The sequence below is a fragment of the Mesorhizobium sp. M7A.F.Ca.US.002.01.1.1 genome (assembly GCF_004022955.1).
Lineage (GTDB): Bacteria > Pseudomonadota > Alphaproteobacteria > Rhizobiales > Rhizobiaceae > Mesorhizobium > Mesorhizobium ciceri.
In genome coordinates, this window is record NZ_RZQE01000134.1 from 1 (window position 1) to 12,775 (window position 12,775).

The 12,775-nt window shown below is 61.8% G+C and carries 10 protein-coding genes and 2 pseudogenes; 3 read left to right on the forward strand and 9 right to left on the reverse strand.

Translation table 11 applies throughout. The features are described from left to right. From EN932_RS15555 to EN932_RS15565, 3 genes and pseudogenes are all read left to right on the forward strand, one after another. Positions 1–469, forward strand: a pseudogene (locus EN932_RS15555) (ABC transporter ATP-binding protein); the annotation flags it as partial. Continuing rightward, complete coding sequence (locus EN932_RS15560) at positions 453–1,544, forward strand: ABC transporter permease (protein ID WP_128368906.1); 1,092 nt, start codon at positions 453–455, stop codon at positions 1,542–1,544. The pseudogene EN932_RS15555 and the gene EN932_RS15560, both read left to right, overlap by 17 nt. Continuing rightward, positions 1,544–2,464 (forward strand): ABC transporter permease, encoded by a 921-nt coding sequence (locus EN932_RS15565; RefSeq protein ID WP_127368539.1) that lies wholly within the window; start codon positions 1,544–1,546, stop codon positions 2,462–2,464. The genes EN932_RS15560 and EN932_RS15565 overlap by 1 nt, the downstream gene beginning before the upstream one ends. Positions 2,465–2,474: 10 nt before the next feature. On the opposite strand, the gene EN932_RS15570 is transcribed toward EN932_RS15565, so the two are convergent. The 9 genes and pseudogenes from EN932_RS15570 to EN932_RS15610 form a co-directional block, all read right to left on the reverse strand. Next, entirely contained in the window at positions 2,475–3,407 is a 933-nt protein-coding gene (locus EN932_RS15570) for an ABC transporter permease (RefSeq protein ID WP_013529890.1), read from the reverse strand. Next, entirely contained in the window at positions 3,400–4,476 is a 1,077-nt protein-coding gene (locus tag EN932_RS15575) for an ABC transporter permease (protein ID WP_127368540.1), read from the reverse strand. Before EN932_RS15575 ends, EN932_RS15570 begins: the two co-directional genes overlap by 8 nt. Next, a complete protein-coding gene (locus EN932_RS15580; protein WP_127368541.1) occupies positions 4,473–5,996 on the reverse strand; it encodes an ABC transporter ATP-binding protein in 1,524 nt (507 codons plus the stop codon). The genes EN932_RS15575 and EN932_RS15580 overlap by 4 nt, the downstream gene beginning before the upstream one ends. A 32-nt stretch (positions 5,997–6,028) precedes the next feature. Further along, a complete protein-coding gene (locus EN932_RS15585; RefSeq protein ID WP_127368542.1) occupies positions 6,029–7,048 on the reverse strand; it encodes a BMP family protein in 1,020 nt (339 codons plus the stop codon). 379 nt (positions 7,049–7,427) lie between these two features. After that, positions 7,428–7,619, reverse strand: a pseudogene (locus EN932_RS15590) (aromatic ring-hydroxylating dioxygenase subunit alpha); the annotation flags it as partial. A gap of 306 nt (positions 7,620–7,925) precedes the next feature. Beyond that, positions 7,926–8,717, reverse strand: coding sequence for an AraC family transcriptional regulator (locus EN932_RS15595; RefSeq protein ID WP_013529886.1), 792 nt, complete (start codon positions 8,715–8,717; stop codon positions 7,926–7,928). A gap of 500 nt (positions 8,718–9,217) precedes the next feature. Then, complete coding sequence (locus tag EN932_RS15600; protein ID WP_127384705.1) at positions 9,218–10,405, reverse strand: porin; 1,188 nt, start codon at positions 10,403–10,405, stop codon at positions 9,218–9,220. Between the two features lie 319 nt (positions 10,406–10,724). Then, on the reverse strand, positions 10,725–11,999 hold the full coding sequence (gene glyA, locus EN932_RS15605; RefSeq protein ID WP_024505107.1) for a serine hydroxymethyltransferase: 1,275 nt from the start codon (positions 11,997–11,999) through the stop codon (positions 10,725–10,727). A 78-nt stretch (positions 12,000–12,077) separates the two neighbouring features. Then, positions 12,078–12,775: D-glycerate dehydrogenase (locus tag EN932_RS15610; protein WP_164890495.1), on the reverse strand; the 698-nt coding region annotated here is incomplete at its 5' end.

The following is a 12,775-nucleotide window of genomic DNA, read 5'->3' on the forward strand; positions in this document are numbered from 1 at the left end:
CTTCGGCACCGTCCGCAACGGCCTGGTCGACCGGCGCAAAGCCAGCGCCTTCGCAGCTGGCATCATCGACAGGTTCAAGGTCAAGGCCAACGGTCCGGCTTCGACGGCGCAAAGCCTGTCGGGCGGCAATCTGCAGAAATTCATCGTCGGCCGTGAGATCGCGCTCGAGCCGAAGCTTCTGCTTGTCTCCCAGCCGACCTGGGGCGTCGATGTCGGCGCCAGCGCCTTCATCCGCCAGACCATCGTCGACCTCAGCCGCGCCGGCGCGGCGGTGCTCGTCGTCTCCGAAGAACTCGACGAGCTGTTCGAGATTTGTGACCGGCTTCTGGTGATCTGCCAGGGGCGCGTGTCACCGCCGCTGATACGCAAGACGACCGACCGCGAAGAGGTCGGGCTGCTGATGACCGGTCGAACGATGGGCACGGATCAAATGGCAATTGGGAGTGGCGACGTTGCGCTTCAGGATTGAACAAAGGCCGGAGCCTTCGGCAACAATGCGCGTCGCGGCGCCGGTGCTGGCGTCGGCTTTGACGCTGGTCGTCGGCTCGATCTTTTTTGCCTCGCTCGGACACGATCCGCTGCCGACGCTCTACGCCTTCTTTGTCGAGCCGTTGAATTCCCTCAACGGTTTGTCGGAATGGCTGCTCAAGGCTTCGCCGCTGATCCTCATTGCGTGTGGGCTGGCTATCGGCTTCCGCGCCAATGTCTGGAACATCGGCGCCGAGGGCCAGTTCACCATGGGCGCGATTGCGGCGAGCGGCGTCGGTCTTTTCTGGCCGAACCCGGACAGCGTGCTGCTGTTGCCGTTGATGTTCGTTGCCGGCATGGGCGCCGGCATGGCATGGGCGGCGATCCCTGCCTTCCTGCGCGCCCGCATGAACACCAACGAGATCCTGGTCACGCTGATGATGACCTACATCGCGACGCTGTTCCTGTCCTATCTCGTGCATGGACCGTGGCGCGATCCGGCCGGTTTCAACTACCCGCAGACGGCACTTCTGCCGACAGCCGCCCTGTTCGAATCCTTCGACCCGGCCTATCGGCTCAACCCTTCGATCTTCATCACCGTCGTCGCCGTGTTCGTGATGTGGCTGTTCACTGACCGCAGCTTCCTTGGCTACAAGATGTCGGTGAGCGGAGCGGCACCGCTTGCCGCCCGCTATGCCGGCTTTCGCGAATCTGCCGCCGTCTGGATCGGGCTGATGGCGGGTGGTGCGGCCGCCGGCATCGCCGGCATGGCGGAAGCCGCCGGGCCGCTCGGCCAGCTCTCGCCGCAGATTTCGCCCGGCTACGGTTTCGCGGCCATCATCGTCGCCTTCATCGGCCGGCTGAACGCCTTCGGCATCGTGCTTGGCGGGCTGTTGATGTCGCTGCTTTTCCTCGGCGGCGAAGGCGTGCAGATGACGCTGGGCCTGCCCTCGGCGCTGACGCGCATCTTCCAGGGCATCCTTCTGTTCTTCCTGCTCGCCGCCGACTTCTTCATTTTTTATCGCATCCGCCTGATACGGCCGGCCCGAGACACGCACGCGCTGGAGACAGCCTGATGGATTTGTTCATCGCCATCTTCACCGGCACCGTCATCGCCGCCACGCCGCTGATATTCGCGGCACTTGGCGAACTGGTGGTCGAGAAGTCCGGCGTGCTCAACCTCGGCATCGAAGGCATGATGCTGATGGGCGCGGCATTGGCTTTCTGGGCCGTCACAGCGGGCTATCCAATGCCGGTTGCGATCCTTGCTGGCGCCCTGGCAGGTGCCGCCGCCTCGCTGCTGTTCGGCGTTCTGGCACTGACCTTCCTCACCAATCAATATGCGGCCGGACTGGCGCTGGCCATCTTCGGTTCCGGCGTGTCGGCCTTCCTTGGCCGCGGCTTCGGCAGCGAGCCTATCGAGGCGCTGCACGGCATCAACGTCCCTGTTCTGTCCGATCTGCCGCTGATCGGTCCGTTGCTCTTCCGCTTCGATCCCATGGTCTACCTGGCTCTGGTGATGTTCGCTGCCATCAGCTGGTTTCTCTACCGCACGAAGGCCGGGCTGATCCTGCGAACGATCGGCGAGTCACCGCAGACATCGCATGCGATCGGCTATCCCGTGATCAGGATCCGCTACATGGCCGTGCTGTTTGGCGGGGCGATGGCTGGCCTGGCGGGCGCCTATCTGTCCGTCGCCTACACACCGCTCTGGGTCGAGAACATGACTGCCGGCAAAGGCTGGATCGCACTGGCGCTGGTGGTTTTCGCCACATGGCGCCCGCTGCGCATCCTGCTTGGCGCCTGGCTGTTCGGCGGCATGACGATCCTCCAGCTGCAGGGACAGGCGCTCGGACTGGAAGTGCCGTCCGAACTGCTCTCGGCCCTGCCCTATCTCGCGACAATCATCGTTCTGGTGCTGATCTCGCGAAACCGGCAAATGCTGGCGCTGCACTTCCCGGCTTCGCTAGCAAGGCCTTTCCGTCCGGCGGGTTGAGCAGCAGGGTCTATTCCCTGTTGTAGGGAATGCCGAGCGCCACCGGCTGATGGGTGCGCGACCGCAAGCCCGCAAGCAGCACAAGTGACGCCACATAGGGCAAGACGAGGAACAGCTGGTGGGGGACAGGAATCCCCACCACTTGCGCATGGATGCCCAACGCCTCCAGAAACGCGAAGATGAAGATCGCTCCAACGATCCGGAACGGCATCCAGTTGCCGGCGATGATCGCGACCACGACCAGCCAGCCGCGGCCGGCAATGAGATCGGGAACGAACTTGTCCGAATAGCCAAGCATCAGGAAGGCGCCGCCGAAGCCGGACATCATGCTGCCGAACATGATCGCGAGGCACTGCCTGAGGCCGACGTGCAGGCCCTTGACGTCAAGCGCCTTCGGATTTTCGCCGACACAGCGCACCTCAAGGCCGTATTTCGTTCGGTAGAGAAAGAACCAGACGAGGATGGGCACCAGGAAGCTGACATAGGTCAGCAGGCGTTGGGAAAACAGCACCGGCCCCAGGATTGGAATATCCGACAGATAGGGGATCGGAACCTGGTCGAAGCCGATGAAGGTCGGCGCCTCGCGGCCGCCAATATAGGCCTGGAACCAGAACAGCGTCACGCCCGATGCGAGAAGATTGAGGGCAAGGCCGGCTACGAATTGCTCGGCCTTCAAAACAATCGTGACGAACGACATGATCAGGCTGCTCGCGGCGCAGGCCAGGATGGCTATCGCCAGAGCCAGCCAAGGCGATCCGGTTGTCGAGGCAACCATGTAGGCGACAATGGCGCCAATCAGCATGGTGCCTTCGACAGCGATGTTCCAGATGCCCGCGCGCTGCGTGACGAGTTCGCCCATTGCCGAAAAAAGCAATGGCGTGGCAATGCGGACCATCGCCGCCAGGAGGCTTATCAGAAGCGGGCCCTGCAGCAGCTCAAGCATGGACTTCCCTCCTCACGATCTGAAGGCGCGTTGCGACGGCGGCACTGAGAAAGAACAAAAGCACCAGCCCTTCCATCGCCGACACCAGGCCTGCCGGCGTGCCACTCTTCAGCCGCATGTAGATCGTGCCGCTTTCCAGCGCGCCGAAGAACAGGGCGGCGATCATCACGCCGCTCGGGCGCAGTCCTCCCACCATGGCAACGACGATCCCCGAACTGCCGATGCCAAGCAGCGTCTCGGCACGCAGCCGGTGCGAGACACCGAAAAGCTCGCCGGCGCCAGCCAGTCCCGCCAGGGCCCCCGACATCAGCATGACGGTCAGCAGAAGCCCGCGCACATTGGTGCCGCGAAACGTCAGCGCGGTCGGGTTTGAGCCGAACGCGCGGATTTCGTAGCCCAGCGACGTCTTGTCGAGCAGCACCGCTGCGAATGCCGAGGCGGCGAGAGCGAACAGGAAGCCGACATGCAGCTTTCCCGCCCCAACGGACAAGAGGATCGGCCACTCCAGACTTGGATCGATGGGCGGCGACTGGTGATAGGATACGGTCACGCCTGTCGCCATCCAGGGGCCGCCATCGAGAAGGTAGGCGAGCAGGTACATGACGACGTAATTCAGCATCACCGTCGAAATGATCTCGCTGGTGCCGAACCTGGTTTTCAGTGCGCCGGCCAACAGGCCGAGCACGCCGCCGCCCGCCATTCCGGCCAGCGCGAGTGTGCAGACGGCCAGCCAGCCTGGCAATGGCGCTATCCAGAAACTCACCCAATAGGCGGCCATCGCGCCGGCGAACACCTGCCCCTCCTGGCCGATGTTCCAGATCTTGGCCCTGAATGCGAACACCGTGCCCAGCCCGACAAGCAACAGCGGGGTCGCCTTCGCCAGCGAACCGAGCAATGCGCCTTGGCTGCCGAATGCACCGACGATCAGGGCCGTGAAGGCCCTTGCAGGATCGCCGCCGGAAAGCCTCAGCAAAACAGCGGAAGCCAGGAGAGCACCTGATATCGCCGCCGAATAGCAGACGACGTTCCATCCCAGGCTGCTGCCCGAGCGTCGTTGAAATGAAATCATTGAATTCCCTGCGTAAGCTGGCTGGCATCGCCTGCCATCATCATTCCAAGTTCGAGGAGGCTGGTCTCCTCGGGTCGCACGATGCCCATGATCCGGCCCTTGAACATGACCGCTATGCGATCGCAAAGGCGCAGCAGGTCTTCGAGTTCCTCTGAGGCGAGCAGGATCGCAAAGCCCGCGGCCCGCTTTTCCAGGATTTTCTCGTAGACGAATTCGGAGGCCGCAACGTCGAGCCCTCGCGTCGGCTGGTTGGCCAGCAACAGCCGCCGCGCATGCTGGAACTCGCGGGCAAGAATGACACGCTGCGCGTTGCCCCCCGACAGTCGCTCCACCGGGAGGTCCGCCGAGGCGGTCGCGACCTTGTATTCGTCGATCTTGCGCCTCGCCAACTCAGCCAGTTTGCGGCGATCGAGGAACGGACCGCGACAATATTCCGGCGATCGCTGCCAGCCGAGGACAAGGTTTTCGGCGGTTCCGAACTCCGGGATCAACCCTTCGAGGAAACGATCGTCCGGAATGAAACCCACGCCGCTGTCGAGAATCTGGCGAGACGTCGGCGCGGTGACCGGGCTTCCTTCCAGCGAGAAACCGCCCGATTGAAGCGCGCGGACTCCCATCAGTACCTCGAACAGTTCCTTCTGGCCGTTGCCGGCAACGCCAGCCAGCCCGAGAACCTCGTTGGCGGCGACGGTAAACGTCACGTCCTTGAGGACATCCTCGCCCCATTCGCCAACCGCCGACACCTTTTCGACCGAGAGGATTTCTCCCGTCGGCGTGACGGAATTGTCCCTGACGTTTTTCGTCACCTTGTGCCCGACCATGAGGGCGGTAATCGCCTCGGCTGTCGTATTGGCGGTGTCCACCGTAGCGACGACCTTGCCTTTGCGCAGGATGGTGACCCTGTCGGATTGCATCACCTCGCGCAGCTTGTGACTGATCAGGACAATCGACAATCCACGCTTGCGCATCCCATCAAGGATGACGAAGAGCTGGTCGGATTGCTGCGGCGTCAGGACCGCCGTCGGTTCGTCCAGGATCAGCAGCTCGGCACCGAAATAGAGTGCTTTGAGGATTTCCACCCATTGCTGTTCACCGACCGACAATTGCCAGATTTCGCGATCGAGGTCGATGTCGATGCCGCAGTCCCTGCAGAGGCCGAGAACCCTGCGGCGGGCATCGGCCTTCCTCAGCAGCAACCCGACATCGGCACTGCCGACGATGATGTTTTCGAGCACGGTGAAGTTCGACACCAGCACGAAATGCTGGTGAACCATGCCGATGCCTAACCGCAAGGCATCGGCGGGAGAGCTCAATTCCACCACCTCGCCCTTGAAGCGTATCTCGCCGCTATCGGCTTTGTAGTAGCCGTAGAGGCAGGACGACAGCGTCGACTTGCCTGCCCCGTTTTCACCGAAAAGGCAGTGGATCTCACCTTTGCGGATATCGAGATTGACCCCGTCATTGGCAATGACGCTGCCAAATCGCTTGGTAAGGTTCTGAACGTTCAGCAGGTCTTCCATTGGGTCGCACCGGGCTGCCTGGTTGATGTGTCTTACTTCACCTCGGCGGTGTTGAGCGGAACGACAAACTTGCCGGAAAGAATCTCCTGCCGCTTGGCAGATATTTCGCCCTTCACCGCCTGCGGGATCTTGCCGTCGAAATCATGATAGGGTGCGATGTCGGTGCCGCCTTCGGCCATCGAAAACCATTTCGGTTCGGCGTTGCCATTGAATTGCGCACCGGCCTTGTGTTTCAGCCATTCGCCGATGATCCAGTTGAGATCGGGCTTCCAGCTGATGGTGGCGCTGGACGCAATGGCGTCGGGCGCGACCTTGCTCTGGTCGTTGATGTTGGCGAAGCACATGATCTTGTGCTCCTGGCAGGGCTTGAAATTGTCGGTCAGCATGAAAACGACGTCGGCGCCGGCCGCGATCTGCACATTGGCATGCTCAGCCGCCAGCGCATTGTCGGACCACGAGCCGATGAACGAAAGCCGATGCTGGATGTCCGGCCTGATCGACTTTGCACCCTCGAAGAACGCATTGATCTGGTCGTTGACGTCATTGGCTGGAAAGGTGCCGACGATGCCAACCATGCCTGTCTTGGTGGTATGGCCAGCCAGCATCCCAAGCAGGTAGGAAGGCTCATGCAGCCGCTTGTAGATCCAGTATTGATTTGGCCCGGCTGGGTGATTGCCGGAGCCGGTGACAACAAACATCAGGTCGGGGAACTCGACGCTCAGCTTCTGGACCTGGTCCGAATAGGTGCCATGGCCCCAGATGATGTCGTATTCACCACTCTCTGCGTAGAAACGCATGGCGTTCTCAGCATCGTCTCCGTACAGCGGATCGGTATGTTCCCATGCAATCTCCAGCCCCTCGGGCCTTTCCTGTTTCAGTTGCTCAAGCGCGTCGAGCAGCGTCCGGTCCCAGCCGACGTCAGGCAGGTCCTGCAGGATAACAGCCAGTTTCAGCGTCTTTGGGACATCCGCGAATGAGCGTACAAGCCCCGACAGAAGCAGGGCGCCCGCCGTGCCCAGGATTGCCGTGCGTCGCGTAATGGTATTCGTCATCGCTTGATCCTCTCATTCCAGTCCGAGAACTGTCCAATGCCGCCCTGTCGTCATCCGGATGTTCTTGTCTTTTCCGGTTGCCTACTTGGAGGCGGCGATCGCCTGGACAACGTCCCCATGGCGTTGTTGGCAGCCGGTCTTCCGGCTTAGGTCCGAAACTTCCACGGCGAAGGTCGGCTAACAATGGCTGCGATTTCTTTCGCGCATATCCACAATTAATCATGTCCGAAAATGCGCCCATGACTAGAGCATAGTGCCGAAAAGTGTGAAGCGGTTTTCACGGACAAACGGAAACCGTTTGTCCAGACATCATGCTCTATCTCTTTGATCTAGAAGCGGATTCCGATTTCAGGTCGATTCGACCTGAAATCATCCGGCTCTAGTGTGCGCCGATACCGTTGCCGGCCACGACGCCATAACGCAGGCCCCTTTCGCGCAGCCAGCGGCGGTAGGCGGCCGACGCGGCGTCGGCGCGGATCGGCACCTCGGAACGGGGATCCAGCGGCAGCCTCTTCGGAACCTGATTCTCCAGGATCGGCTTGTCCTGACCCAGGATGGTCTGATGAAATCGCCTCCTCGACACAGGCGACGACATGCCAGTCGTTGAGCGCAACGGGATCGAGATGAGAGAAATTGCTCATGGTGCTGTCCAGCCTGGAATGTCTGTTGTCGGTGAACGGATCTGGCCAAGGCGCGACCGGCAACCAGGTTGCAAGACATCGGTCCGTTGCCTGACGCCGGATCAACCCTGATTGCCCGACAATTCATTTGTGCCTGGAAACCGCCATGTCCGCTCTTGAGGAAAGCATATCGCCAGTTCACCCGCCGGTTCTGGAGGCAATGCTTGCCTCGTCACCCGGAGGCACGTGGGCAACCATCAGGCGTTGCGCTTCTGCTCTCTGAGCTCGGTCGGTGAACAGTCGAACGCCAGCTTGACCTGCCGCGAGAAATGATAGGGGTTCTTGTAGCCGACCTGGTAGGCGATCTCGCTGATCGACAGTCCTGTCCGCTGCAGCAGATGCGTGCCGTAATCGAGGCGGCAACGCCACAGATATTTGGCCGGCGTCATGCCGAGATGTTTCTTGAACGCCGAGACCAGATATTGCGGGCTGACGCGCACCTGCTGCGCCACCCGCTCGATCGACAGATCGGCGGCAAAGTTCTCTTCGAGGAAACGGCGTGCCTGCAGGATCGTCTGCGGGATCGGCCGCTCCGCCTCGATCACCTCGGCCTCGTAGATGAAGGCGTGGAGCAAGGCGTTGGTCAGCGACTCGCGAACACCACTGCGGCCGCCGCGCTCGCCGAGGCCAAGATCAACACCCAACTGCATGAGGGTGTGAACCATCGGCGAGGCGACGATGAATGGCGCGAACTTCTCGCGCTCCTTGTACAGCCACGCCGCGTTCTGCGGCCGGCCATCGCACCAGCTGACATGGGTCAGCGTTTCCGGCGCCACCGACGTCATGTAGCGATCACGCGTGAGCGACAGAGCACATTGTCCTGCCTCCAGTTGCAGGACGCTGTCATCCGCCTCGAGCGTCAGGGATCCGACGTGGACAAGCATGAAGGCCAGATAGTCGCCACCGATCGGCCCGTAGTCGCCGCCATTCTCATAGGTTAGTTCGCCGAAGGTGTTCTCGCGGCTAAGGTCGATCGGTGGCAGGCGCATATCGGCTTCCCCCTGTCAGACTGCCGGTGCCATGCAAGTGAAGTCGATCCGCGTTCCGGCTGCGTCTCCAATTGTCGAAGCTATGGCCTCGTGACGCAAGATACCGCCAATCAACCTGCTCATGGCGGCAGACCGATGCTTCCACGCGCACAGGCCCAGGCTAGCCGAGGCGATCCGCCAGGCGATCTCCAGAGAGGCCGCCCTTGAACGCTCGCTGGTCAACGGCTTGTCGAGATCGACGTCGAGCCGCGCTGGCCAGTTCCGCCTGCGCAGAGAGGTTCGTCCACCTCCTCCTCTTCGTCGTCACTCGGGTGGGATCACACTGGTGGACATAGCCGGAATGAAGGGCGCCTTGGTCAAAGGCGCCCTTCGCATCGGCGGCGCGCTTCGGTCCTGGAGGTACGGACTCAAGCATTTTGAGAGGAGCCACCCGATGAGCTCACTGGGCCGGCTTGCCCAGCGAGCATTCGTATATTTCGGCGAAGTGCTACAACAATCCGCTAGAAGTCACGCTGGAAGCGGAGGAGGCCGCCGACGCTATTCTCTTTCGTAGCGCCGACCCAGTTACGGTTGTCAATCTGGCCAAACTTGCCATCGTGGTTATAGTCAACTTCGGCCGTGACCGTGAAGCCGGGGACGACATCGTAGGCAACGTTTGCCGCGACACCGTAATTCTTGTCATCGTCAGCGGAAACCTGGAGATTGAACGAGGTCTTCTCGTTGAACTTGTAGGTGCCGCCTCCCCAGACTGCCCAGTTGCCGCCCCACTGCTTATAGAAGTTGCGGTCGATGTTCTTGTCGGTGCCGTAACCGGCCATCAAGAACAGAGACAGAGCGCTCGAAGCGTTCACGTCCAAGCGAACCTTGCCGGCATATTCTTCGAAGGTGCTGTCATAAGCAGCGACGCCCGTGATCGCGCCCCAGCCCTGCGTGTACTTCACGCCGCCGACGACATGCGGGACATAGCTGTCGATCGTGTCGTAACCCGAACTGATGTACGCGAAAGGCGGGACGCCGGTCGGGCCAGCGCTGCCGCTACCTTCTTCGAGGGAAACCACGCCCGACAAACCGTTGCCGAGGTCGAAGTAGTACTGGACGACGTTGCTGTCGAAGCCGCCATAGGGGACGATCGTGTCGTTGATGACGTTGCCGGCGTAACCGATGAAGGTGTCGAAGGCCGGGTCGTCCTTACCGACGCGCAGACCACCGATCTGGATCCAGGCGAAGTTCAGCGTAATGCCCGTGTTGCGGGCCTGCCAGTTGTTGCGGCTGTCGTTGGTCGTGGCCTGGTTGGCATAGTCGCCGAAGCTGTTGCCGAAGTTGAAGCGGGTCTCGGTGTAGGTCTTCAACGTGCCGAGTTCGGTTTCCTGGCCGGTCCAGGTCTTCAGGTTGAAGCGGGCATTCTTCCAGTAGGTCGAGTGGTCGTCTTCGCCCATGCTGTCAGGAACGTGATTGACGCCATCGAACGAACCGGCATCACCCACGCCGACGTCGTAGCGGACATAGCCGCCGATGCGCAGGCAGGTTTCGGTGCCGGGGATGTAGAAGTAACCAGCGCCGTAGACGTCGCAGATCTTGACGTATTCAGCGGGTTCCGGCTCGGCAACAACGACGGCGTCGGCGGCGCGCCCACCGGAAACTGCGATCAGAGCCGCAGCTGAGCCGAAAAGAAGGCTCTTAATGTTCATTTTCCTCTCCATTCAAAAGATCAAAAAAAGCCAGGGTATCTTTCGAGGCTGGCAACCCGCTCCCCGGAAAACGCCGCACCCATGGATCCAAGCTCCTCCTGCCGTCCGCAGCCGAAGGCGCCACTTCCGTCAATCGACGGAAATTGCTTGCAAAATGGCTCGAACGACAAACTTGGCGGTGGATGTATGCGGTGATTTCGCGATGACGTTAGGACAGGCGCAACTCGTCACGAATGGCGCTGCTACGCAAAATCATATCTGTGGCTAATGCCCTGTCCGCGGCAGCCATGTATCTGCCTGTGGCGCGCTCCCCGGATGGTCAACCGGGTCTGGGCTCGTAGATCGGGAATGCCTCGCAAAGCTCCTCGACCGACCGCCGAGCCGCCTTCTCCTGTTCGGCGCCCCATTGCGTTCCGACCGCATCCAGCACGTCGGCTATGAGATTGCCGACACGGGCAAACTCGCCCTCGCCGAAACCGCGCGTGGTGGCGGCCGGTGTGCCCAGCCGTATACCGGAGGTGACGGCAGGCGGCGCCGGATCGAAAGGAATGCCGTTCTTGTTGCAGGTCAGCCCTGCCCTGCCCAACGCCTCCTCCGCGTCCTTGCCGGACAGGCCCTTGCCGCGCAGGTCGACCAGCAGCAGATGCGTATCGGTTCCGCCGGAGACAATGTCGAATCCGCGCTCGCCAAGCGTCGCGGCCAGCTTTCTGGCATTCGCCACCATCTGCCGGGCATAGGTCTTGAACCCGTCCTCCAAGGCTTCACCCAGGGCAACGGCCTTGGCAGCAATGACATGCATCAGCGGGCCTCCCTGCAGGCCAGGGAACACCGCCGAATTCAGCTTCTTGGCGATGTCCTGGTTGTTGGTCAGGATCATGCCGCCGCGCGGGCCGCGCAGCGTCTTGTGCGTCGTGGTGGTGACGATATCGGCGACCTCCACCGGGTTGGGATGCACGCCGCCGGCGACCAGGCCGGCGAAATGCGCCATGTCGACCATCATCAGCGCGCCGACGGCATCGGCGATCGCCCGGATGCGCTTGAAGTCGATGATGCGCGGATAGGCCGATCCACCCGCGATAATCAGCTTTGGCCGTGTTTCCCGCGCCTTGGCCTCTAGCTCCTCATAGTCGATAAGGCAGTCGCTCTGGCGCACGCCGTATTGCACGGCGTTGAACCATTTTCCCGACAGTGTCGGCCGGGCACCGTGCGTCAGATGCCCGCCGGCGGCGAGCGACAGACCCATGAAGGTGTCGCTCGGCTTCAGCATGGCGAGCATCACCGCGCCATTGGCCTGGGCGCCGGAATGCGGCTGCACATTGGCGTGCGCCGCGCCAAACAGCCGGCAGGCCCTGTCGATGGCAGCCGCTTCGGCCAGATCGACATATTGGCAGCCGCCGTAGTAGCGGTGCCCCGGATAGCCCTCGGCATATTTGTTGGTCATCACCGAGCCTTGTGCCTCCAGCACAGCCGGCGAAACGATATTTTCGGATGCGATCAGCTCGATTTCGGACCGCTGCCGGCCCATCTCGCGTGCAATCGCATCGGCGACCACCGCATCCTGGAGCTTGAGGTTCCTCTGGAAAAAGCCGGTCATTCTGCTCGTCTCCTGGCGGCAAAAGGCGGACACGGTTTTCGGCGTCGCCATGCCTGGTGTTGGAACTGAAACGGGGAGCTAGTTCACTGCGTCAGGCGGGGTGCGGCCTTCGAAGAAGGCCGACAGATTGTCGATCACCCGCATGCCCATTGCGATGCGCGTTTCGCTGGTGGCGCTACCCAGATGGGGCAGCAGCACGACATCTTCACGCTCCGTCAAGGCGCGCGGCACGGACGGCTCCGTCTCGAACACGTCGAGCCCGGCACCAGTAATCCGACGCTCACGCAGCGCCTGGACCAGTGCGTCCTCATCCACCACATCGCCGCGCGCGGTGTTGATCAGGAAGGCTGATTCCTTCATGCGGGCAAGACGACGTTCGTTGATGAGGCGGGTGTTTTCGCCACCGCCCGGACAATGCAGCGACACGAAATCCGAGGCCGCCAGCACCTCGTCCACAGTCGCCAGCTGCCGCGCCGGCATGCCGGGGTGGGGAACCGGCTGGCTGTCGAAGAAGACGACCTCCATGCCGAAGCCGAAGTGACAGCGCCTGGCCATGGCCTGGCCGATCCTTCCCATGCCGATGATGCCGACGGTCTTGCCGCTGACCTGGGTGCCGCAGAGATGCGTCGGCCGCCAACCGGTCCATTTGCCGGAGCGCAGCTCGCGCTCGCCCTCTCCGGCACGGCGCGCGCACATCAAAAGCAGCGTCATGGCGAGATCGGCGGTGGCATCGGTCAACACGGCGGGCGTGTTGGTGACGATCAGCCCTGCTGCGC

Bases quoted from the DNA above. Each gene is read 5' to 3' on its own strand.
- EN932_RS15580 (WP_127368541.1), bottom strand. From the start codon at position 5,996: ATGGAAGACCTGCTGAACGTTCAGAACCTTACCAAGCGATTTGGCAGC.
- EN932_RS15595 (WP_013529886.1), bottom strand. From the start codon at position 8,717: ATGCGCCTGCCACCGATCGACCTTAGCCGCGAGAACACCTTCGGCGAA.
- EN932_RS15600 (WP_127384705.1), bottom strand. From the start codon at position 10,405: ATGAACATTAAGAGCCTTCTTTTCGGCTCAGCTGCGGCTCTGATCGCA.
- EN932_RS15565 (WP_127368539.1), top strand. From the start codon at position 1,544: ATGGATTTGTTCATCGCCATCTTCACCGGCACCGTCATCGCCGCCACG.
- EN932_RS15570 (WP_013529890.1), bottom strand. From the start codon at position 3,407: ATGCTTGAGCTGCTGCAGGGCCCGCTTCTGATAAGCCTCCTGGCGGCG.
- EN932_RS15585 (WP_127368542.1), bottom strand. From the start codon at position 7,048: ATGACGAATACCATTACGCGACGCACGGCAATCCTGGGCACGGCGGGC.
- EN932_RS15575 (WP_127368540.1), bottom strand. From the start codon at position 4,476: ATGATTTCATTTCAACGACGCTCGGGCAGCAGCCTGGGATGGAACGTC.
- glyA (WP_024505107.1), bottom strand. From the start codon at position 11,999: ATGACCGGCTTTTTCCAGAGGAACCTCAAGCTCCAGGATGCGGTGGTC.